General features: G+C 27.2%; 23 protein-coding genes and 4 tRNA genes. 5 read left to right on the forward strand and 22 right to left on the reverse strand.

The window, feature by feature from the left end; all coding sequences use genetic code 11:
• Positions 1-22: 22 nt before the first annotated feature.
• The 10 genes from CKSOR_RS02400 to CKSOR_RS02445 all read right to left on the reverse strand — a co-directional run bounded on the left by CKSOR_RS02400 (position 23) and on the right by CKSOR_RS02445 (position 6848).
• Positions 23-1279, reverse strand: a complete 1257-nt coding sequence (locus tag CKSOR_RS02400; RefSeq protein WP_108673997.1) for an NADH-quinone oxidoreductase subunit D — start codon at positions 1277-1279, stop codon at positions 23-25.
• Positions 1266-1904 (reverse strand): NADH-quinone oxidoreductase subunit C, encoded by a 639-nt coding sequence (locus CKSOR_RS02405; RefSeq protein ID WP_108673998.1) that lies wholly within the window; start codon positions 1902-1904, stop codon positions 1266-1268. Before CKSOR_RS02405 ends, CKSOR_RS02400 begins: the two co-directional genes overlap by 14 nt.
• Before the next feature lie 46 nt (positions 1905-1950).
• Positions 1951-2430, reverse strand: a complete 480-nt coding sequence (locus CKSOR_RS02410; protein WP_108673999.1) for a NuoB/complex I 20 kDa subunit family protein — start codon at positions 2428-2430, stop codon at positions 1951-1953.
• Positions 2431-2470: 40 nt separating this feature from the next.
• Complete coding sequence (gene ndhC / locus CKSOR_RS02415) at positions 2471-2830, reverse strand: NADH-quinone oxidoreductase subunit A (protein ID WP_108674000.1); 360 nt, start codon at positions 2828-2830, stop codon at positions 2471-2473.
• A 66-nt stretch (positions 2831-2896) separates the two neighbouring features.
• Entirely contained in the window at positions 2897-4039 is a 1143-nt protein-coding gene (locus tag CKSOR_RS02420; RefSeq protein WP_108674001.1) for a porin, read from the reverse strand.
• 361 nt (positions 4040-4400) lie between these two features.
• A tRNA-Leu gene (locus CKSOR_RS02425) sits at positions 4401-4485 on the reverse strand.
• 91 nt (positions 4486-4576) lie between these two features.
• The gene (gene secG, locus CKSOR_RS02430; RefSeq protein ID WP_108674002.1) at positions 4577-4885 is read right to left on the reverse strand and encodes a preprotein translocase subunit SecG; all 309 of its coding nucleotides are present in this window, start codon (positions 4883-4885) and stop codon (positions 4577-4579) included.
• Positions 4886-4903: 18 nt separating this feature from the next.
• Complete coding sequence (gene tpiA / locus CKSOR_RS02435; protein ID WP_108674003.1) at positions 4904-5653, reverse strand: triose-phosphate isomerase; 750 nt, start codon at positions 5651-5653, stop codon at positions 4904-4906.
• Positions 5654-5677: 24 nt separating this feature from the next.
• Positions 5678-6658, reverse strand: coding sequence for an NAD(P)H-quinone oxidoreductase (locus CKSOR_RS02440; RefSeq protein ID WP_108674004.1), 981 nt, complete (start codon positions 6656-6658; stop codon positions 5678-5680).
• Between the two features lie 102 nt (positions 6659-6760).
• Positions 6761-6848, reverse strand: a tRNA-Ser gene (locus CKSOR_RS02445).
• Positions 6849-6979: 131 nt separating this feature from the next.
• Here CKSOR_RS02445 and CKSOR_RS02450 point away from each other — a divergent pair.
• Positions 6980-7064 (forward strand) — tRNA-Leu (locus tag CKSOR_RS02450).
• Positions 7065-7083: 19 nt separating this feature from the next.
• Here the strand turns inward: CKSOR_RS02450 and pnp are convergent.
• The 6 genes from pnp to ilvB form a co-directional block, all read right to left on the reverse strand.
• Positions 7084-9204: a polyribonucleotide nucleotidyltransferase gene (gene pnp / locus CKSOR_RS02455; protein ID WP_108674005.1), complete on the reverse strand. Its 2121-nt coding sequence runs from the start codon at positions 9202-9204 to the stop codon at positions 7084-7086.
• An 86-nt stretch (positions 9205-9290) separates the two neighbouring features.
• Positions 9291-9551: a 30S ribosomal protein S15 gene (rpsO, locus tag CKSOR_RS02460; protein ID WP_108674006.1), complete on the reverse strand. Its 261-nt coding sequence runs from the start codon at positions 9549-9551 to the stop codon at positions 9291-9293.
• Positions 9552-9689: 138 nt separating this feature from the next.
• The gene (gene pssA / locus CKSOR_RS02465) at positions 9690-10409 is read right to left on the reverse strand and encodes a CDP-diacylglycerol--serine O-phosphatidyltransferase (protein WP_108674007.1); all 720 of its coding nucleotides are present in this window, start codon (positions 10407-10409) and stop codon (positions 9690-9692) included.
• A gap of 93 nt (positions 10410-10502) precedes the next feature.
• Positions 10503-11519, reverse strand: a complete 1017-nt coding sequence (gene ilvC / locus CKSOR_RS02470) for a ketol-acid reductoisomerase (RefSeq protein WP_108674008.1) — start codon at positions 11517-11519, stop codon at positions 10503-10505.
• A gap of 50 nt (positions 11520-11569) precedes the next feature.
• Entirely contained in the window at positions 11570-12061 is a 492-nt protein-coding gene (ilvN, locus tag CKSOR_RS02475; RefSeq protein ID WP_108674009.1) for an acetolactate synthase small subunit, read from the reverse strand.
• Between the two features lie 9 nt (positions 12062-12070).
• Positions 12071-13789, reverse strand: coding sequence for a biosynthetic-type acetolactate synthase large subunit (gene ilvB / locus CKSOR_RS02480; RefSeq protein WP_108674010.1), 1719 nt, complete (start codon positions 13787-13789; stop codon positions 12071-12073).
• Positions 13790-14174: 385 nt separating this feature from the next.
• On the opposite strand from ilvB, the gene CKSOR_RS02485 reads away from it, so the two are divergent.
• Positions 14175-14266: transfer RNA gene (locus CKSOR_RS02485), tRNA-Ser, on the forward strand.
• An 18-nt stretch (positions 14267-14284) separates the two neighbouring features.
• Here the strand turns inward: CKSOR_RS02485 and serS are convergent.
• Both serS and CKSOR_RS02495 read right to left on the reverse strand, forming a co-directional pair.
• Complete coding sequence (serS, locus tag CKSOR_RS02490; RefSeq protein WP_108674011.1) at positions 14285-15604, reverse strand: serine--tRNA ligase; 1320 nt, start codon at positions 15602-15604, stop codon at positions 14285-14287.
• 120 nt (positions 15605-15724) lie between these two features.
• Positions 15725-16294, reverse strand: coding sequence for a LolA family protein (locus tag CKSOR_RS02495; RefSeq protein ID WP_108674012.1), 570 nt, complete (start codon positions 16292-16294; stop codon positions 15725-15727).
• Between the two features lie 206 nt (positions 16295-16500).
• Between CKSOR_RS02495 and trxB the strand changes: the two genes are divergently transcribed.
• Genes trxB through CKSOR_RS02510 form a run of 3 tightly spaced genes read left to right on the forward strand, consistent with a single transcriptional unit; the run spans position 16501 to position 18377 of the window.
• A complete protein-coding gene (gene trxB / locus CKSOR_RS02500) occupies positions 16501-17460 on the forward strand; it encodes a thioredoxin-disulfide reductase (protein WP_108674013.1) in 960 nt (319 codons plus the stop codon).
• On the forward strand, positions 17447-18043 hold the full coding sequence (locus CKSOR_RS02505) for a Smr/MutS family protein (RefSeq protein ID WP_108674014.1): 597 nt from the start codon (positions 17447-17449) through the stop codon (positions 18041-18043). The genes trxB and CKSOR_RS02505 overlap by 14 nt, the downstream gene beginning before the upstream one ends.
• A gap of 1 nt (position 18044) precedes the next feature.
• Positions 18045-18377: a DMT family transporter gene (locus CKSOR_RS02510; protein WP_108674015.1), complete on the forward strand. Its 333-nt coding sequence runs from the start codon at positions 18045-18047 to the stop codon at positions 18375-18377.
• Positions 18378-18432: 55 nt separating this feature from the next.
• Here the strand turns inward: CKSOR_RS02510 and CKSOR_RS02515 are convergent, their stop codons facing one another.
• The 4 genes from CKSOR_RS02515 to grpE all read right to left on the reverse strand — a co-directional run bounded on the left by CKSOR_RS02515 (position 18433) and on the right by grpE (position 24020).
• On the reverse strand, positions 18433-19872 hold the full coding sequence (locus CKSOR_RS02515) for a basic amino acid/polyamine antiporter (protein WP_108674016.1): 1440 nt from the start codon (positions 19870-19872) through the stop codon (positions 18433-18435).
• Positions 19873-20082: 210 nt separating this feature from the next.
• Positions 20083-21192, reverse strand: a complete 1110-nt coding sequence (gene dnaJ, locus CKSOR_RS02520; protein ID WP_108674017.1) for a molecular chaperone DnaJ — start codon at positions 21190-21192, stop codon at positions 20083-20085.
• A 97-nt stretch (positions 21193-21289) separates the two neighbouring features.
• On the reverse strand, positions 21290-23227 hold the full coding sequence (gene dnaK / locus CKSOR_RS02525; protein ID WP_108674018.1) for a molecular chaperone DnaK: 1938 nt from the start codon (positions 23225-23227) through the stop codon (positions 21290-21292).
• Between the two features lie 157 nt (positions 23228-23384).
• Entirely contained in the window at positions 23385-24020 is a 636-nt protein-coding gene (grpE, locus tag CKSOR_RS02530) for a nucleotide exchange factor GrpE (protein WP_108674019.1), read from the reverse strand.
• Between the last annotated feature and the right edge of the window lie 65 nt (positions 24021-24085).

Genomic DNA, 24085 nt, shown 5'->3' on the forward strand with positions numbered 1-24085 from the left:
ATAAATTGAAAAATTTAATAAATTAACGATCTATCTCTCCAAAAACGATATCTTGTGTTCCAATTATTGTTACTGCATCAGATATCATATGACCTCTTGTCATTTCATCTAAAGCTTGGAGATGAGCAAAGCCAGGTGCCCTTATTTTTATTCTATAAGGTTTATTTGCTCCATCGGAAACTAAATAAATCCCAAATTCACCTTTAGGGTGCTCAATAGCTGAATATACCTGACCAATAGGTAAACAAAATCCTTGGCTAAATAACTTAAAATGGTGAATTAATTCTTCCATATTAGATTTCATATCTATCCTATTAGGTGGAGCTATTTTATGATCATTAATGATCACTGGTCCTTTATTTACTTTTAACCAATTTACACATTGACGTATAATTCGATTACTTTCTCTCATTTCAGCAATTCTTACAAGGTATCTATCATAACAATCACCATTTTTGCCTATAGGAATATCAAAATTTAAATCTTTATATACTTCATATGGTTGAGATTTCCTCAAATCCCAACAAATTCCAGATCCACGCAACATAGGTCCCGAAAAACCTAACGCTTTTGCTCTATCAGGATCTACAACACCAATACCTACTAATCTCTGTTTCCAAATAGGGTTATTCGTTAATAATGTCTCATATTCATCAATACATGATGGAAATCTTTCGGTAAAATCATATATAAAATCTAATAATGATCCTGAACGAGCTTCGTTCATTTTTTTGAATTCTTTACTACCTCTATATTTACTAGAATCTCCATATTTAGGCATTGAATCTGGTAAATCTCTATATACCCCACCTGGTCTATAATAAGCAGCATGCATTCTAGCTCCAGAAACTGCTTCATAACAATCCATTAAATCTTCTCGTTCTCTAAAAGCATATAAAAATACAGCCATAGCTCCTACATCAAGGGCATGAGAACCAAGTGACATCAGATGATTTAAAATACGAGTAATTTCATCAAACATTACTCGTATATATTTTGCTCTTATTGGAATTTCAATATTGAGCATTTTTTCTATAGCCATTACATATGCATGCTCATTACACATCATAGAAACATAATCTAATCTATCCATATAAGGTAATGCTTGTATATAAGTTTTATGTTCTATTAATTTTTCTGTAGCTCTATGCAATAATCCTATATGAGGATCAGCACGAAGAATAACTTCACCATCTAACTCTAAAATTAAACGTAGTACACCATGAGCAGCAGGATGTTGTGGTCCAAAATTTAATGTATAACTTTTAATTTCTGCCATGATTATTTGATCTCAATTTATTATCATAATGAACAACTCTAGGTGTTATTTCTCTAGGAATAATATTTGTTTTTTGATATTTTACTTTTTTAGCCTTTTTATCGTATGTTATCTCAACATTTCCAGATAAAGGAAAATCTTTTCTCATAGGATGCCCAATAAAACCATAATCAGTTAAAATCCTACGTAAATCATTATGATTATTAAAAGTAATACCAAATAAATCAAAAGCCTCCCTTTCAAACCATCCAACACTAGGCCAACATGTAGTTAAAGATTCTATACTTGGTAATTCACTATCTTTTATACTGGATTTAACTCTCAATCGCCAATTATTAGATATAGATAAAAGATGAATTACTACAGAAAACCTATTATCTATATTAGTAGATAACTCTTTGCTATCTAGTTCTCTTGATTCAAGATTCCAAGTAAGATAATCTATCACACATAAATCTACACATACATCAAAATTTAGCTCTATATGATTTTTTAAAAAAAAACAAGTATCTAGCCATTGATTTTCAGAAACATTTAAAGTAATTTCATTGAATTTACACTCTATAGTAGAATTTTTAGTAAAATTTTTTTCTAAAATAGATTTTAGTTTTAATAAGCTATTCATAATATATGTAGAAATTTACTTCTCGTCTAATTAAAAATATTAATTACTAGCGAGCTATAGTATTAGTTAAACGAATTTTGTTTTGTAACTGTATAATACCATACATTAATGCTTCAGCAGTAGGAGGGCAACCAGGTACATAAATATCAACTGGTACAACTTTATCAGACCCTCTTACTACAGAATAAGAATAATGATAATATCCTCCTCCATTTGCACAGGAACCCATTGACAATACCCATTTTGGTTCAGGCATCTGATCATATACTTTCCTCAAAGCTGGAGCCATTTTATTACATAATGTACCTGCAATGATCATTAAATCAGCTTGACGTGGACTTGGCCTAAACATCACACCAAATTGATCTAAATCATAACGAGCTGCACCAGCATGCATCATTTCTACAGCACAACAAGCTAAACCAAAAGTGACTGGCCATATAGAACCAGTTTTAGCCCAATTTAACAATTTATCAGCATTAGTAAGCAAAAAACCTTTTTCAGAAAAACTACTACTTATAGACATTTTTAATTAAACCTTAAAAAATTAAGTATTTTATATAAAATTATTCCCAATCAATAGCACCTTTTAACCATTCATATATAAAACCAATAGCTAAAATAACAATAAAAATTATGGCACTCCAAAAACTAACATCACCTAAAACTGAGCTAGAAGCAGCCCATGGGAATAAAAATGCTATTTCTAAATCAAATAATACAAATAGTATTGCTACTAAATAATAACGAACATCAAATTGCATTTGAGCTTCACTAAAAGTATCAAAGCCACATTCATATGCAGATAACTTATCTTTATTAGGATTTTTTTTACCTAAAATAAAACCTATAGATAATAATATAAAACCTAATAAAAATGCTATTATTATAAATAACAATATGTACAAATATTCTTGTAAATTCATATACTATTTACCATTTTAAATTTTTATCCATTATTTTTTTGAATATACAATAGATATTAATATAATTTAAAAACGATGACGTAATCCTACTGCAAATGACTTACTTTTTGCTCCTTTTACAAATAGATGCTCAGTAGAATAAGAACCATATGCATATAAATTTGTTCTTTTATTAATATCATAAGTATATCCAATACTATATACATTTTGATCATCATTGCCATATGTAAGTAATAGACTGGTTGGTAAATGCTTATCTCGTATTACAACTTTTTGCCATGATCCGAATATATTAGTAGACTTATTAATAGATTTTTTCATACCAAGCATATATGAATCTGCATGAAATCCTTTTCTAAAGCAAAAACGATCTAATATCATTGCTGTAACATCTTTATAACCAGGAGCATTGAACATACCTAACCAACCATTACTCATCTTGCTATATGCAGAAGAAATTTTAATAGATCCTAAATCATAACTACCACCTAGCATATATGAAGATAAATCTTTTTCTGCATCATCGCCTCGTATATTGGATCCAATAATACGATCATAAGATGCAGCTAAAGTCAAAGGTCCACCTTTACTATAGCGCATACCAACTGTAATAGCACGATCATTATCAGATGTATACCAATCAGACAATGATGGTAAATCTTGAGTATCAGAGCAAAATGAGTAACCTAAACCCATTTGTATACCATTAATAATAGGAGTTTGATATAATGCCATATTATCATGACGCATATTCACTGATCCCATAGTCATACCTATAGAAGCTTGAGAAAATCCATACCCAAAAGGATCAATAGTAGAAAAATATTTAGATGAAATATTAGATTGACGGCCTAGCTCAATTTTACCAAAAAATTTATTCGAAATACCTACTGTAATTTGACGTCCAAACAAACGGTAATCTTTTGGGGCACCATCAGTAGAATTAACTCCACCTTCTATGGTAAAAATAGCACTCCAGTCATCACAAATATCTTCAACACCACGAAATCCCCAATGTGATCCACTTTGCACACCAGCAAGTGGACCAACACGACTTAAACTATGATGTTTAAGTTCAACATCTTCGACTTTAATTCTATTGTAACCAATACCAGTATCTAATAACCCATACAGGGTAACAGAAGTTTCTGCTACAGCGATACTAGTTAAACCAGTAAATAAAGCTGCAGCTAGCAGAGTTTTTTTCATCTAAGAAATCTCCGTTAATTTCAATAATAAGAGAAGCAATTTAGCAATAATGGAAACTAACAAAAATAAGTCACCCAAACAATTTTTTTTTAAAAATTGTGAATATTGCATCAAAATTTAGCCATAATAGCTACGTTAAAAAATAAAATACTAATTTTTTTGCAAAAAACAACAATATCTTTTATAAATTAAAATAATTAATAATATAAAAATCTATATATCATATTTATTATAAATCTAAATTAATTAAAAGATGTTATCGTTCTAAAATCCTTTTATATAAAACAACACATTTAAATTTATCAGTATACATAAATTAATTTATTTATATTAATTAACTTAAAATTTAATCATATAAATATGGTGCCGATGGCGAGACTCGAACTCGCACAACTTTTGTTACTACCCCCTCAAGATAGCGTGTCTACCAATTCCACCACATCGGCAATAGAAAATAAATTAATAAAAAATAATTGTAATAATTCTACCATAAAATTTATTTTATAAAATAATCTTAGTTAATATAATATTAAATTATTAATCAGTAGAACTATCTATAGAAGGTATCAAAGTTGCATTAACCTCGTTTTGTTGCATAATACTAATATTAGTATTATTTTTTTGATACATAAAATAACATAATGCTATTGTTGTTGAAAAAAAAATAACTGTTAACCATTTAGTTGTATTAAAGAGAAATGTTGATGCTCCAGCAGCTCCAAATATACTATTTGAAGATGGATATGAACCAAGATCAATACCCTTACCATTTTGCATTAATACAATAATAATAATTAATATAGAAGATAATATTTGTATAATTATTAAAAAATTTATAAAAGACATTGAAATACCTTAAAAATTTTAAGAAATTATTGAAATTTTTAAAAATTCATCAATTAATAATGAGGCACCTCCAATTAATACCCCATCTACTCCTGAAATATTTAGTAAATATGAAGAATTTTTAGAATTTACACTGCCACCATATAAAATACATGTAGATGTAACACCTAAATTATACAACCTTTTTTTTACATGATTATGAACTTCATAAATCTGTTCTTGTGTTGCAGAATACCCAGATCCTATTGCCCATAAAGGTTCATAAGCAAAAATTACTCTTGATAATAAATCTTTATTTAATTTAAAAACTTTTTTTAATTGTTTATCAATATATGCTAAAGTATTTCCATTATTACGAATATTTAACGTTTCTCCAAAGCAAACAATAGGAATCAATGAATTATTTAAAGAAATAACAATTTTCTTAAAAATAATAGATTCATTTTCATGTTGAAATAATCTTCTTTCAGAATGACCTATAATTACTAATTTACAATTAAAATCTTTTATCATAAAAGCAGATACTTGACCAGTATATGCTCCTTTATCATAAGAACTAATATCTTGAGCTCCCCATAGTATTTTACTACCATTAAGCAATTCATTTGCTTGAAATAGATAAGGAAATGGAACACAAATACCCATTTGATGATATTTATTTGAATTTATATTTTTTAATTTTGAGAGAAAAATGAAATTTTCTTTTAAAGAACCATTCATTTTCCAATTGCCTATAATAAACTTACTATTGATATGTGATTTATTCATATATTATGTAAATAGAAATAAACATTACATTGATAAAATAATTTTACCAATATGTTGACTAGACTCCATAAGTGCATGAGCTTCATTAACTTTTTCAAAAGGAAAACAAGCATAGGTTATTGGTTTTAAAAATCCTTTATCAAATGAAGGCCATATATGATTATATATATCATTAGCTAATATGGATTTTATTTTTTTAGGTTGTGATCTTAATGTATTACCAAAAATAGTCAATCTACGTTTTAATAACAAGCTTACATCAATATTAGTATATCTATTACCACTAAGCATGGATATAATAGACATACATCCATCATAAGATAATATATTGATATTTTTAGAAATATAATGTCCAGACACTATATCTAGTATACAATTAACACCAACTTTATTTGTTATTTTATTTATTTTATCTTCAAAATCATCAATATTGTAATTTATTACAATATCTGCTCCTAAATTTTTAGCAAAATTTGCTTTTGTATTACTTCCAACAGTAGAAAACACATAACATCCAAACAATTTTGCTAGTTGAATAGCAAAAGTCCCTATACCACTTGTGCCACCATGTATTAAAATAGATTGTCCAGATTTGATAGAACATTTTTTCACCAAATTATGCCATACAGTAAAGCAAATTTCTGGTAAACCAGCAGCATCAAGTAATGTAATATTTTTAGGTAATGGCAAACATTGATTTAATGAAGCGATACAATATTCTGCATATCCACCACCCTCTAATAAAGCGCATACTTTATCTCCTATAGAAAAACTGCTATTTTCTAAATCACCATCTATTATTGTACCACTTACTTCAAGACCAGGTATATTTGTAATACCTATATCAGGTTTATAATAACCTTTTTTTTGCAATATATCTGCTCGATTAATACCTGCATAAGCAACTTTGATTAAAACTTCTTGTTTAGAAAATGATGGAATGTGCTTTTTAGTAATATTTAAAACATTTTGTTGACCATTTGCAATAATTTCAATAGCAAACATATTAACTCCATTAAATAGTTTATTAATTATAAATATAAAATAATTTAATAGTTATATGCTACAAAAATGCTTTATATATTAAATAAACATATATGAAATATGTGGCGGAAGCTCAGGGATTCGAACCCTGGAGTCTTTTCAGACTGCTGGTTTTCAAGACCAGTGCATTAGACCACTCTGCCAAACTTCCCAATATGTTATATTATATATCAATATAATAAAATAATAAAAATTTTTTATATATATGAAAATATAATTTGATTATATTTTGCCTCTACTTTATAATAGACATAATTAAAATTAATATTTTATTTTTTTAAAGCACCCGTGGCGGAATTGGTAGACGCAAGGGACTTAAAATCCCTCGCTTTCGGGCGTGCCGGTTCGACTCCGGCTGGGTGCACCATGAATGGTTAAATTAATTTTTATTTGATATCATTATCTTTTTTAATATCTAATGATTTTGAAGATAATCTTATTCTGCCTTTATCATCAATATCTATTACTTTAACTTGAATTTTTTGATTTATTATTAAAATATCATTTATATTATTTATTCTATTATTAGATATTTCTGAAATATGTAATAGACCATCTTTTCCTGGCATTATTTGTACTATAGCACCAAAATCTAATAAACGAATTATATTTCCATTATAAATTTTACCAATTTCGATATCAGTCGTAATATCTAAAATCCTTTTTTTAGCATCTTCTAATTTAGATTCATCATTACTAGAAATTAGTATTGTACCATTATCAGAAATATCTATTTGTGCTCCAGTAGATTCTGTTAATAGACGTATTGTAGCACCTCCCTTTCCAATAATATCTCTAATTTTTTCTGGATTTACATTAATTTTTACTATTTTTGGAGCAAAATTTGATAATTTAGACCTAGAAAATTGAATGTAATTATTCATTACATTTAAAATATGTAATCTACCTTCTTTAGCTTGATCTAATGCTACTTTCATAATATCTTTATTAATCCCTTGGATTTTAATGTCCATTTGTAATGCAGTAATACCTACATTAGTACCAGCAACTTTAAAATCCATATCTCCAAGATGATCTTCATCTCCTATAATATCTGTTAATACTGCAAATTTATCTTTTTCCAAAATTAAACCCATAGCAACACCAGCTACATGATTTTTCATAGGAACACCTGCATCCATTAAAGATAATGAAGCACCACAAACTGAAGCCATAGATGATGAACCATTTGATTCAGTAATTTCTGACACTACTCTAATTGCATATTGAAAATTATCAGGATCTGGTAATAAAGATTCTAAAGCTTTTTTTGCTAAATAACCATGGCCAATTTCTCGCCTTTTTGGAACTCCTATACGACCAATCTCTCCTGTAGCAAATGGTGGCATATTATAATGAAAGATAAACTTATCTCGAGATTCACCCATTATATTTTCTATAATTTGCTCATCATGCTTAGTACCTAAGGTAGTAATTACTAAAGCCTGCGTTTCACCTCTAGTAAATAATGCACTTCCATGTGTTCTAGGTAATAATCCTAATTGAATATCTAAAGGCCTTACAGTTCTTGTATCTCGCCCATCAATTCTTGCTTCTCCATTTAATATTTTGCTTCTTACCAATGAATATTCAATATCAAATATTATATTTTCTATACAAGTATTATTAGGAAGTATATTTAAATTATTCTCATACTGTTTTTGTAAAGAATCTTTTACATAATTTTTTATTTCATTAATTTTTTTTACTCTGGATTGCTTATCTTTTATTTCATAAGCTAATGACATTTTATTACCAATAATATTTTTTATATTATTAACAAGTTCATCTGAATATATATTTGGTTCCCAATTCCAAACAGGTTGACCTGCTAACGATACTAGGTCATGAATAGCTTCTATAATTACTTGCATATTCTGATGACCAAACATTATTGCATCTAGCATAATATTTTCATTTAATTCGCAAGCTTTCGATTCTACCATTAAAACACCATCTTCTGTTCCAGATACTATTAAATCTAATGATGATGATTGAAGTTGATTTTCTGTAGGATTTAAAACAAAATTATTATTAATATATCCAACCCTAGCTATTCCTAATGGACCTTCAAATGGTATACCAGATATAGATAATGCAGCAGAGGTTGCAATTAATGCATTAATATCAGGATTAATATCAGGGTTTACAGATAAAGTATGTAATGTTATTTGAACTTCATTATAAAATCCTTTAGGAAATAACGGACGAATTGATCTATCTATAAGTCTAGAAATTAAAATTTCTCTTTCAGAAGGTTTTCCTTCTCTTTTAAAAAAACCTCCTGGAATACGTCCAGCAGCATATGTTTTTTCTATATAATCAACTGTTAATGGAAAAAAATCTTTATTTTCTTTAATCTCTTTATCAATGACTACAGTAGCTAAAACAACTGTACCATCTATAGAAGCTAATACAGAACCTGATGCTTGGCGTGCTATAACACCAGTTTCTAAAACAACTTCATGCTTTCCATACTGAAAATTCTTAGTAATTTTATTAAACATGAAAATACCCTTCAAAATAAAAAAACCGCAGTTAGACAAAATATCAAAATATGCCTACACCGCGGTAAAATAAACTTTTTTATAGATCACTTACGTAAACCAAGTTTTTCTATTAAAGATTTATATGTGGTGGAATTTTTAAATTTGATATAATTTAATAATTTACGACGACGACTCACCATTTTTAATAAACCTCTACGTGAATGATGATCTTTTTTATGTAATTTAAAATGTTCTGTTAATTCATTTATACGATTTGTAAGTAATGCAATTTGTACTTCAGAAGAACCAGTATCAGATTCTTTTCTTTGAAATTTAGATATGATATCTAATTTGTTAGTTAACATATATTATTGACCTCAAAAACTTGCGTTAGCTAAGAGGAATAGCTAACGTGATTAAAAAATATTCTCAATTATATAATAAGCATAAATGTTTTAATGTATACTATATGAAATATAATGAAAACTTAATAAAAAATACATTTATTTTTCATTATAATTGATTTTTAAACAAAAACATATCCATCCTGAAATACTGTAAAAAACAAAAATGGAAAATAAAATAATAGGAGGATTAATTTTGATGAAAGCTAACATTAATAAAAAAATCAAAATTTTGTAAAATGATAACATATGATTATATGATATATTTTTACCATTATAAAACTCAATATTAGCTAACATATTAAAACTAGTAAAAATAGTTAAATTGATAGCCATGCAATTTACAAAAAAAATATTTGATAATTTATTATCTACACATATCCACACAAAACTAGTAATTAAACCTGCAGCAGCTGGACTTGGTAGTCCTTGGAAAAATTCTTTAATAATATTAGAATTATTAAATTTGGCTAAACGTAATGCAACAGTAGTAAGATATATAAAAGTAGCTAAATATCCAAATGTTCCTAAATTTATTAAAATATAATTATAAATTAATATAGCAGGAGCTACACCAAAAGAAACCATATCAGATAAAGAATCATATTGCTTTCCAAAATTAGACTCTGTTTTAGTTAATCTTGCTATCCTTCCATCCATTGCATCAAATAGTATAGCAATAAATATTGCTATAGAAGATATTTCAAATTGGCAATTTATAGATTGTATTATTGAATAAAATCCAGCAAATAATGCTGCGGTAGTAAATATATTAGGCAATAAATAAATAAAGTGATAACGAGTATCTGAATCTAGCATGTAAAACCTAAATGTTTAATATTCAAATATGTTTAAAAGCATAAAATAGCGCGCTATTCAACTTTATTAGCGCGCTTTTAAATATTTTAATATTTAATTTTTAGATTTATCAACTAATTTATTAGCAGCAATCCAAGGCATCATAGATCTTAATTTATTTCCTACTTGTTCTATTTGTGATTCTGCATTAATTCTTCTACGAGATGATAATGTTGGAGCACCAGCCAAAGATTCTAAAATAAACTTCTTAGCATATTCACCTGTTTGAATTTCATGTAAACATTCACGCATAGCTTTTTTAGTATCTTCTGTTACAACACGTGGACCAATTTCATATTCACCAAATTCTGCATTATTTGATACAGAATAATTCATATTAGCAATGCCACCCTCGTAAATTAAATCAACAATAAGTTTTAGTTCATGTAAACATTCGAAATATGCCATTTCTGGAGCATATCCAGCATTAACTAATGTTTCAAAACCAGCTTTTATTAATTCAACAGTACCTCCACATAAAACAGCTTGTTCTCCAAATAAATCTGTTTCTGTTTCTTCTTTGAAGGTAGTTTCTATTATACCAGCCTTACCACCACCATTAGCACTAGCATAAGCAAGAGCTATATCACGAGCCATACCAGATTCATTTTGATGAATAGCAATTAAATGAGGTACTCCACCACCATTTTTATAAGTTCCTCTAACTGTATGACCAGGAGCTTTAGGTGCAACCATTATAACATCTACATCTTTACGAGGAATAACTTGACCATAATGAATATTAAACCCATGAGCAAATGCTAATACAGATCCTTTTTTCAAATTGTTATGAATTTCATTTTTATATACAGAAGCAATATTTTCATCTGGTAGTAATATCATGACTAAATCTGATGATTTTACTGCATCAGCAATTTCTTTAACCTGTAAACCTGCTTGTTCTGCTTTATTCCAAGATTCACCACCCTTTCTTAAACCAACAATTACATTTACACCAGAATCATTTAAATTTTGTGCATGTGCATGACCTTGAGAACCATAACCTATGATTGCAACCGTTTTATTTTTAATAATTGATAAATCAGAATCTTTATCATAAAAAACTTTCATTAATAACTCCATTTTATAAACAACATAAATAAACACTTATTTAAAATATGCTATATTTTAAATATACGTTCCCCTCGACTTATTCCAGAAACACCTGTACGTACAGTTTCTAATATATCTGTTGAATTGATAGAATCTATAAAAGACTGTAATTTATTTTGTGTTCCTGTTAACTCAATTGTATATGACTTACAAGTAACATCAACTATTTTTCCACGAAAAATATCGGCTAAACGTTTGATTTCTTCACGATCTTTGCCAACAGCACGAACTTTTATAAGCATTAGCTCTCTTTCTATATGAATACCATCTGTCAAATTTATAACTTTAACTACATCTATTAGCCTATTTAAGTGTTTAGTTATCTGTTCAATAATTTCCTCAGACCCTATACTGACAACCGTCATTCTAGAAAGAGTTGGATCTTCTGTAGGAGAAACAGTAAGTGTTTCTATATTATAACCTCGAGCAGAAAATAAACCAACAACTCTTGATAAAGCACCAGGTTCATTTTCCATAAGAACTGAAATTATATGCTTCATTATAGTCTCCTATAAGCCACTAGAAGTAGAGCTCATTATCATTTCAGTTAACCCTCTACCAGCTTTTACCATAGGCCATACATTTTCTGTACGATCTGTTATAAAATCCATAAATACTAATCTATTTTTATATTTTGAAAATGCTTCATATAAAACTGTTTCTACATCTGCAGGTTTTTCAATTTTAATACCTATATGACCATATGCTTCAACTAATTTGACAAAATCTGGTATTGAATCCATGTAGGATTGAGAATAACGACTACCATAATCTATTTCTTGCCATTGTCTTACCATACCTAAAAATCTATTATTTAAGCAAATAATTTTTGGAGTAAAGTTATATTGTTTACAAGTTGCTAATTCTTGAATATTCATTTGTATAGAGCCTTCTCCAGTAATAACTGCTATATCAGCTCCAGGATTAGCTTTTTGTACTCCCATAGCATATGGTAATCCAACCCCCATAGTACCTAATCCACCAGAATTTATCCATTTACGTATATCATTAAATCCATAATATTGTGCAGCCCACATCTGATGTTGCCCAACATCAGATGTAACAAAAGCATTACCTTTGGTAATTTCCCATAACTTTTCAATTACATATTGTGGTTTAATAACTTCAGTAGAATTAATATATTTAATACTATATTTTTTTCTCCATTCATTTATCTGATTCCACCATTTATCAAATGATGGTATATCATATTCCAAACTATTTGTTAATTGAGAATTAATTTCTATAAGAACATCTTTTACATTACCAACTATTGGAATATCAGCATATACTCTTTTAGATATACTAGATGGGTCTATATCTATATGAATAATCTTTCTAATATTCTTATAAAAATGGTCTACATTACCAATAACTCTATCATCAAAACGAGCACCTATAGCTACTAAAACATCACAATATTGCATAGACATATTGGCTTCATATGTGCCATGCATTCCAGGCATACCTAAATAATGCTTATCTTGAGAAGAAATAGAGCCAAGACCCATTAAAGTATTAGTACATGGTATATTCAACTTATGAACTAATTCTCTGAGTTCTTTATCAGAATCAGAAAGTACAATACCACCACCAGTATAAATTAATGGCCTTTCAGCTGAGAGCAATAGTTGAATAGCTTTTTTTATTTGACCTTGATGAGATTTATTGACAGGATTATAAGATCTCATTACTAAATTATATTTATTTGGTGTGTAATCACACTTAGCTAAACTTACATCTTTAGGTATATCTATAAGTACTGGACCAGGTCTTCCTGTTTTAGCAATATAAAAAGCTCTGTGAACTATATTAGCTAAATTTTTCACATCTCTCACTAAAAAATTATGTTTTACACATGGTCTAGTAATACCTATTGTATCACATTCTTGAAAAGCATCTTCACCTATAGCTGCAGTTGAAACTTGACCACTAATTATAATCATAGGAATTGAATCCATATATGCTGTCGCAATACCAGTTACAGCATTTGTAGCTCCAGGACCACTAGTTACTATGCAAACACCTACTTTATTAGAGGATCTTGAGTATGCATCTGCTGCGTGTACAGCAGCTTGTTCATGTCTGACCAAAATATGTTCAAATTTTTTTTGCTTAAAAATTGCATCATAGATATATAAAACAGCACCACCAGGATAGCCAAAGACGTGTTCCACACCTTCCTCTGCTAAACAATGTGCTAATATATCAGAGCCATTCATCTCCATCATATATTCCTTACAATATTTAGTGTACTTATAATTATTAATATTTTATTTCAGTACATTTTAATAAAAAATTTATATTTTAGTTTGTTATCAATCAAATAAATATCATATTTCATTGATTAAAATACTAAATAAAGGTTCAGTATTATGACTTGTAATTTAAATACTGAATACAAATATAACAAAATTATATAGTGGAACATTTGTACTGATATACTAATATATTGTTTAGAATAAGTATACCATTATGAATTTAAATTTGTATTTTAGATATAAATTATAATGATTCATATATAATTTATATTCATTTCAATATTAAACATATATATATTATATATGTTTAATATATAATAACCATTAAGAATAATTAAAAAAATTATTTTTTGGAGAGATGACAGAGCGGCTTAATGTACCTGACTCGAAATCAGGCGTACAACTTCTGTTGTACCGTGGGTTCAAATCCCACTCTCTCCGCCATATATTATATTTTGATAATCATAATAAAGATTGATTATTCATATATTTCTTTAATACATCAGGAATTAAAACATCACCATTTTCCAATTGATAATTTTCTAAAATAGCAATCAAAGTTCTACCAATTGCAAGTGCAGAACCATTTAAAGTATGTACAAATTCTAACTTGCCATTATTATTTCTATATTTAGCATGCATTCTACGAGCTTGAAAAGATTCACAATTAGAAATAGATGATATTTCTCTCCATGTATTTTGTGATGGAATCCATACTTCTATATCATAAGTTTTTGCAGATGAAAACCCCATATCTCCTGAACATAATAAAACTACTCTATATGGAATTTCTAACAATTGCAAAACTTTTTCTGCATGTTGTAATATATCTTCCATACATTGATACGAAAATTCAGGAGTTGATATTTGTACTAATTCTACTTTATCAAATTGATGTTGTCTAATTATTCCTTTTGTATCTTTTCCACTACTACCTGCTTCAGAACGAAAACAAGGAGTATATGCAACTAACTTAATAGGCATATCTTTTAAAGATAAAATGCTATCTTTTACAGTATTAACGAGTGGGATTTCAGCTGTTGATATTAAATACTGCTTTTCTTCTTTATCATATATATTGTTAATATTAGAACCTTTTGAAACAATAAACATTTCATTTTGAAATTTAGGTAACTGTCCTGCACCAAATAAAACAGATTGATTCACTATAAACGGTGTATAACATTCAGTATATCCATGCATTTGAGTATGCAAGTCTAGCATAAATTGACTAATAGCTCTATATAATTTTGCTATATTACCATGCATAAATGAAAAACGCGCTCCAGACATCTTAGCAGCAATAGATAAATTTAAACCTAATTTTTCTCCAATAACAACATGATCTTTAGGTACAAAATTAGAATTTTTTAGAACAAAATTACTACTAATACCTTTTGGTATCCATTTCTTAATTTCTTTATTATTTTCGCTATCTAAACCAAAAGGAACATTTTCATTAGGTAAGTTAGGAATCATAGAAAGAAAATCATTTAATTCTGATAAAACTAAATTTAATTCATTTTCTAAATTTTTAACTTTATCTATCAATTCCTTAGATTCTTTAAGCAAATTAGAATAATTTTCATTATTTTTCTTAAGATAACCAATTTTTTTAGCTAAATTATTCCTAATAGATTGATATTTTTCAGTTTCAATTTGAATAGATTTTCTTTTATGCTCTAATGTATCAAATTTTTTTTGATCAAAATTAAATCCACGAAATTTTAATCTATTTATAACTTTTTCAATATCTTTTTTTAATAAATTTAAATCTAACATTTCATTTAATATAAATTCTCATATTTATAATTCATATAACTTAAGAATAACATAATTATTTATCAAATTTTAATGGTATATTACTATATATGTTCATTTACATACAACATGATTATCTTTTTACATCTCTATAATATCTATACTTGATGATAAATTTAAAGAAAATTCTTTTTCATTAATATGATTATTATTTGTATTAATAATTTTAATTCTTATTGTTTTATCAAAAATATCTAATATATCTATATATGAAATTTTTTTATTTTCAAAAATAATATCCATATATTTAAATAAATGTTCATATTTATTATTTGGTGTAATACGAAAGGTATTAGATATATGGTTTTGATCATATAAAATTTCTGTAACTTGAAAATTTAATTTCAAGTTACATAGATTAATATCAGAAATATTTAAAAAATTATTATATACTATAACACTATTATGTTTTTTGTCATATATATAGAATCTGCTTTTATCTAATAAATATATATTATCTAATGTAGTAATTTTTAATTTATTATTTTTTTGAAATAATAAATTACCATTGTTATTTAATTTAATAATAAAATCGCATTTAAAATTATCAATTGAATTAAAATAATTATCAAAATCACTAATCTCTTTTGCAAATACAAAAAATATTTGAAATACTAATAAATAAATACTAAAACATAATTTTTTTATCATATATACTCATTTATTTTATAAATATTATAATTTTATATTAAAAATGAATATTGCCCATAAATTTTAATAGAGAACAATGAATCTCAATTTTGCAATATAATTTCATATAATTAATTAATCATTTTTTGTTACAATATTATTATAAAAAATATTATAGAAATATTTTTTAATTATTTTGAATATACATTCACTGAAAAAAATTAATTATGAATATTAATAAACATTCAAGACTAATTATTCTTGGATCAGGACCAGCAGGTTATACCGCCTCTATATATGCTGCAAGAGCTAATTTAAATCCTATACTTATAACTGGCTTAATACAAGGAGGCCAATTAACTACTACTAATGAAGTTGATAATTGGCCATCTGCATATAATGGAATTTTGGGCCCTGATTTAATGAATAATTTTTTAAAACATTCTAAACGTTTTGGCACAGAAATATTAAATGATAATATTACTGATGTGGATTTAAATTCTAAACCTTTCCAATTAATAGGTGAATATAATAATAAATATACTTGTGAAGCTTTGATAATATCAACAGGTGCATCTTTTAAAAAATTAGGTTTAAAATCAGAAGAAAAATTTTTTGGCAAAGGTATATCTAATTGCGCTACATGTGATGGTTTTTTTTATAAAGGTAAAGATGTCACTGTTGTAGGTGGAGGAAATACAGCTATAGAAGAAGCAATATATTTATCTAATATATGTAAATCTGTAACCTTAATACACAGGCATGATAAATTTAAAGCAGAGCCAATAATATTGGAAAAATTTTTTAAAAAAGTTTCAAGTGGTATAATAAAAATTAAATTATTTTGTACTATTAATGATATCCATGGTAATGATAGTAATATTTCTAGTTTAGATATTTTTAATGCTCAGCTTAATCAGCTTGAAACAATTAAAACTGATGCATTATTTATAGCTATAGGACATCAACCAAATACTTCAATATTCAAAAATAAAATAGAAATGTCTGAAAATTATTTACTAACTAAAAAATTTAATGATGAATTTGCCACTATGACATCTATAAATGGAGTATTTGCTGCTGGTGATGTACAAGATTCTATATATCGTCAAGCCATTACTAGTGCAGCATCAGGATGCATGGCAGCAATAGATGCTATAAAATGGTTAGAATATGAAGGTAAATAATTTATTAGATAAAAAAATAAATAATACGATTTTAGATGATTATAAAAATATAGATAAAATGTCTAATTTGGTAGGTTCAGTAATTCCACTAAAACCTAAATTTAAAGAATATTTAATAAAACATAACAGTAAAAATAAAAAAAATATTCAAATCAATGATTTAGATAGTAATAATATCAATCATTATTATGATAATATATCTGATGAAGTTGGAATTTCACACTTATTGTCGGAAGAAGGCGATTATATTAGACAAAAAGATAGTAAAGATCTATTAAAAAAACTAAAAAAATCTTTTTGGAAAATTCAAAATACTCTTGATTTACATGGTATGTATAAACAAGAATCAAAACAAGCTGTTATAAAATTTTTAAAATTATCATACCAAGATCGTTTAAGATGCATAAAAATTATACACGGTAAAGGCTATGGATCATATTATATGAAACCAGTGTTAAAAAACATGGTTAAAGTATGGCTTATACAAATTGAAGAAGTGCAAGCTTTTTCTTCAGCTTCAAAATTTGAAGGAGGAGATGGATCATTAATAGTTCTTTTAAAAAAATGGAGTGAGAATTTTTAATATGAAAAATTTTATATATTTAGCAATAGCTATAGTAACTGAAATATTATCTACTAGTGCATTAAAAAGTTCTATAGGGTTTACAAAATTATGGCCCTCAATACTTACATGTATATTTTATGCAATATCAATATATTTTTTATCGTTAACTTTAGAAGAAATGCCTATAGGAATAGCATATGCTATCTGGTGTGGAGTAGGAATAGTATTAGTATCTTTAGTAGGCACTTTCATATTCAAACAACATTTAGATAAACCTGCGATTATAGGGATAATATTAATTATTACTGGTGTAGTAATAATGAATATTTTTTCTAGCTCTGGAAATGATTAAAAAATTTCTATAATAAATATAGATGATTGAATCACATCTATATTTATTATTTATATTATATGGATATGTAACCAATCATTAATCCATATACTGCGATTATGCTACCAATATTTGTAATGATACATAATATTAATTCTCTATTTGTGAAAATGTTTTTTGAAAGTTCTAATCTTGTAATGATAAATAAAACACTACCAGGTCCATAAATAATAGAAGATAATAGCAGAAATTTTAAGCCACCTGCATATATTAACCAAGTTGCGTAAATAGTTGATGTTATTCCACAAAAAAAGTCAAATCTTTTTTGTAAATTTTCCGTTGATTTATATTCAATACTATTTGACTCAGCTGTTAATTTTACGCAATACATAGCTACTAATAAATATGGTATCAAATTCATGGAACTTGTTAAGTCTCTAGCTAGTATAAATGCTTCTTTAGAAAAAATAGTTATAAAAAGAAACAATTGTACTGTTATATTAGTCATCCATAATGAAGTAGAAGGTACTTGATTTTTATTTTCATAACATAAAAATTTAGGCATAGCTTCATCTTTAGCTGCAATAAATAGTATTTCTGTAGCTAACAAAGTCCACGATAAAAAAGCACCTAAGACAGATATTAAAAGTCCAGTAATGATTAATGCAGCCCCCCAATAACCGATTAAATGTTCTAAAATTCCTGCCATAGAAGGGTTTCTTAATTCTGATATTTCATTTTGATACATTACACCATAAGGTAGTATTGTAACCATAATTAATAAACACAAAACTGAAATAAATCCTAATAATGTAGCAATACCAACATCTTTTCTATTTTTTGCATATCTAGAATATATACTAGCTCCTTCTATACCTAAAAAAACAAATACTGTAATCATCATAGTGTCACGTACTTGTAAAAATATATTACTAATATTATTTTCTCCATTACCCCAAAAATTAATCATAAAAATTTTATGATCAAAATAAAAAGCAACAAAAAAAATAAAAATTATAATAGGAATCATTTTTGATATAGTAACTATATTATTAACAAAATCAGCTCCTTTTGTTCCTTTTAAAATTAGAAAATGAAATCCCCATAAAATAACAGATGAGAATAAAATAGCAGTTATAGTATTACCATTACCAAAGCTAGGACAAATATAACCTATTGTGGAACACATTATAATAAAATATGTCACATTACCTAAGCATGTTCCTGCCCAATAACCTAATACTGAAGAAAACCCTAAATAACTACCAAATCCATCTTTAGCATAAGCATATATACCAGCATCTAGATTAGGTTTTCTAATAGATAATGTTTGAAATACAAATGCTAACATCAACATACCTATACCTGAAATAAGCCATGCAATCAATGCGCCAAACGGACCAGTAACTTGAGCAAAATTTTGAGGTAAAGAGAAAATACCAGCACCAACCATTGAACCTATAACCATAGCAGTTAAAGTCATTAATGATGATTTCTGGTTATTAGATGAGTTCATGTACAACTCCACAGTTGATAAATAATCAATATAAAAATTAATATTACTTTTTACTATAAAATATATATAAAATATATAATTTTATTCAATGAAATTCAAAATATTTATATATTTTATATATATGTTGATAAAAAACGCCAAATTTTAAATAAATAATATAGTTATTTCAAAATAATACTAAATTAATATTATTTTGAATAATATTAATTTTTATTTAAAAAATTTTTTAACCCTTTCTATCCAAGACTGTGTTTGTGGTAAATGTTTTTCACTTCCTTCTTTTAAAGAAGCATCAAATTTTTTCAATATCTCTTTTTGATCATTACTTAATTTAATTGGAGTTTCTACTATTATATGACAATATAAATCTCCATTTGATAAACCTCTTACATTACGTATACCTTTATTTTTTAATCTTAATACACTATTAGATTGAGTACCTTCAGCAATTTTAATTTCTGCTTTGCCTTCAAGAGTTGGTATTTGTAATGTACCTCCTAATGCTGCTAAAGTAAAAGGTATAGTCAAATCACAATGTAAATCATCACCTTTCCGTTTAAATAAATTATGTGGTTTTATATGGACTTCAACATATAAATCTCCAGGAGATCCATTATTAATACCTGGTTCTCCATGTCCACTCAATCTAACTCTCATACCATCATCTATACCAGCTGGAGTATTTACTTGTAATGTTTTATTGATTTTTTTTGTTCCGCTACCATTACATACATAACAAGGATCAGGAATTTCTTTTCCACTACCATGACATTTATGACATGTTTGTTGAACACTAAAAAATCCTTGTTGTAATCTTAATGAACCCATGCCATTACATGTTCTACAAGTAATGGGTGCAACACCTTTTCTTGAACCAGTACCATTACATGAATCACATTTTTCCCATCCTGGTACACGTATTTCAGTACTAAATCCTTTAGCAGCTTGTTCTAATGTTATATCTAAAGAATATTTTAAATCAGAACCTTTAAAACTAGAATTACTACTTCTTCTTGAAGAAGATCCAAAAATATCTCCAAAAATATCTCCAAATGCTTCTGCAAATCCACCCATGCCATTATTCATATTATTTGGATCTATTCCTGCAGAGCCAAATCTATCATATGAAGCACGTTTTTCAGGATCTCCTAAAATTTCATAAGCAGACTGTATTTCTTTAAATTTATCTTCTGCCTCTTTATTATTAGGATTACGATCAGGATGATATTTCATAGCTAATTTTCTATAAGCTTTTTTAATATCATCATTTGAAGCATTATTAGAGATACCTAATATCTCATATAAATCACGTTTCGACATATATTTATATACTCTTTTTTCAAATTTATTTAAAAACAAAAAATCCGGTAATATAATACATGTTACCGGATTTCAATCATAAATAAAAATTTATAAACTATTTATCTTTATTAACTTCTTTAAATTCGGCATCAACAACATTATCTGTATTTTCTTCACTTGCTTTATTATCATTACTATTTTGCTGATTATTTTCTGTAGACTGTTTAGCTTGCATATCAGCATATAATAATTCACCAAGCTTTTGAGATGCTGTAGTTAAATTGTTAACTTTTTCTTCTATAGATGCTTTATCACCATCTTGTAATGATTTTTCTAAATCTTTGATAGCATTTTCTATTTTATCTTTGTCAGAAGCATCTAATTTATCCCCATATTCAGTTATAGACTTACGAGTACTATGAATTAAAGCATCTGCATTATTACGTACTTGTGCTAATTCAGCTAGGCGATGATCTTCCTCAGCATTTATTTCTGCATCTTTAACCATTTTTTGAATTTCTGCCTCTGATAATCCAGAATTAGCTTTTATAGTAATTTTATTTTCTTTACCAGTTCCTTTATCTTTAGCTGATACATGCAAAATACCATTTGCATCTATATCAAAAGTAACTTCTATTTGAGGCATACCTCTTGGAGAAGCAGGAATACCTTCTAAATTAAATTCACCTAATGCTTTATTATGAACTGCTATCTCTCTTTCTCCTTGATATACTTTAATTGTTACAGACGGTTGATTGTCTTCAGCAGTAGAAAATACTTGTGAATATTTTGTTGGAATAGTAGTATTTTTATTAATCATTTTTGTCATAACACCGCCTAAAGTTTCAATGCCTAATGACAAAGGAGTAACATCAAGAAGTAATACATCTTTTTTATCTCCTGATAAAACAGCACCTTGCACAGCAGCACCAGCTGCTACAGCTTCATCTGGATTAATATCTTTACGTGGATCTTTACCAAAAAATTCTTTTACCTTTTCTTGTACTTTTGGCATTCTAGTCATACCACCAACTAAAATCACATCATCTATTTCAGATACAGATATACCAGCATCTTTTATTGCTATCTTACAAGGACTGATACTGCGATCTATAAGATCTTCAACAAGTGATTCAAATTTAGCTCTAGAAATTTTCATATTTAAATGTTTTGGCCCAGAAGAATCAGCTGTAATATATGGTAAATTAATCTCTGTTTGTTGAGAGGATGACAATTCTATTTTAGCTTTTTCTGCAGAATCTTTTAATCTTTGCAAAGCTAACATATCTTTAGTCAAATCAATACCATTTTCTTTTTTAAATTCACTAATAATATATTCTATTAAATTTTGATCAAAATCTTCACCACCAAGAAAAGTATCACCGTTCGTAGATAAAACTTCAAACTGTTTTTCACCATCAATATCAGCTATCTCTATAATTGAAACATCAAAAGTACCACCGCCTAAATCATAAACAGCTATTTTTTTATCACGCTTGTCTGATTTATCTAAACCAAATGCTAAAGCAGCAGCAGTTGGTTCATTTATAATTCTTTTTACATTTAGTCCTGCTATACGACCAGCATCTTTTGTAGCTTGTCTTTGGCTATCATTAAAATAGGCTGGTACAGTTATAACTGCTTCTGTAACTTCTTCACCTAAATAATCTTCAGCTGTTTTTTTCATTTTACGTAAAATTTCAGCCGAAATTTGTGGAGGAGCAATTTTTTTATCTCTAATTTCTATCCAAGCATCTCCATTATCAGCTTTAATTATTTTATATGGCATTAAAGCTATATCTTTTTTTACAGCATCTTCACTAAATTTTCTTCCAATTAATCTTTTGCTTGCATATATAGTATTTTTAGCATTAGTGACTGCTTGTCGTTTTGCTGAAGCACCAACTAATATTTCTCCATCTTCCATATATGCTACTATAGATGGTGTAGTGCGAGCACCTTCAGAGTTTTCTATAATTCTGACTTGTTTACCATCCATTACAGCAACACAACTATTAGTAGTTCCTAAATCTATACCTATAGTTTTTCCCATTTCATCCACCTTAAAATAATTCATCTAATTATAAATTTATGATAAAACATTGCGCATTATACAAAATTAAATATCTTTAATATTTATGTGGAGTCACTATTTCTATTTTCAAGATAACGATCTCACAATAGCAAGAAAAAATTTTTAATAATAAATATTATTTATTTGTATTAATTTCTATGCCAGAAGATACTGATACTAATGCTGGACGTATAATTCTGTCATGTATAATATACCCTTTTTGCAAAACATCGACAATAGAATTAATAGGCTGATCTGAGGATATAGAAGACATTGCTTGATGCATATGAGGATCAAATTTATCTCCAGATTTAGGAAATATTTCTTTGAGAAAATTTTTTTCAAAAGCAGAACTTATTTGTTTTAAAGTTACCTCTAATCCTTCTTTTACTACATGAATATCACTATTATAATTAGATAATGCTGCTTCTATACTATCTTTAACTGGGATTAAGCTTTCAGCAAAATTTTCTATACTAAATTTACGTGCTTTTGCAACGTCTTCATTAGATCTTTTTCTTACGTTATCTAGCTCAGCAAATGTTCTTAGTATTTTATCCTGTTGTTCATTTATTTGAGTTTTTAATTTTTCTATTTCTATATTTAAATTATTTATTATGTTTTGCAAATTTTCTTCATCAGTATTATTTATTCCTTTTAAATCATTATCAATTGTATCTTTTAATTCATCATTTGTTTCAAAATCTTGAGAATTTTGATTTTCATCAATTTTTAATCTATTCATATCATCTTTTTTATTATTAATTTTCATACAATTACCCTAAATTTTTAAATGATTTATTTTAATTTGTATATATATACTATGATATATATTTC

The sequence above is a fragment of the Candidatus Kinetoplastibacterium sorsogonicusi genome (assembly GCF_003072465.1).
GTDB lineage: Bacteria > Pseudomonadota > Gammaproteobacteria > Burkholderiales > Burkholderiaceae_B > Kinetoplastidibacterium > Kinetoplastidibacterium kentomonadis.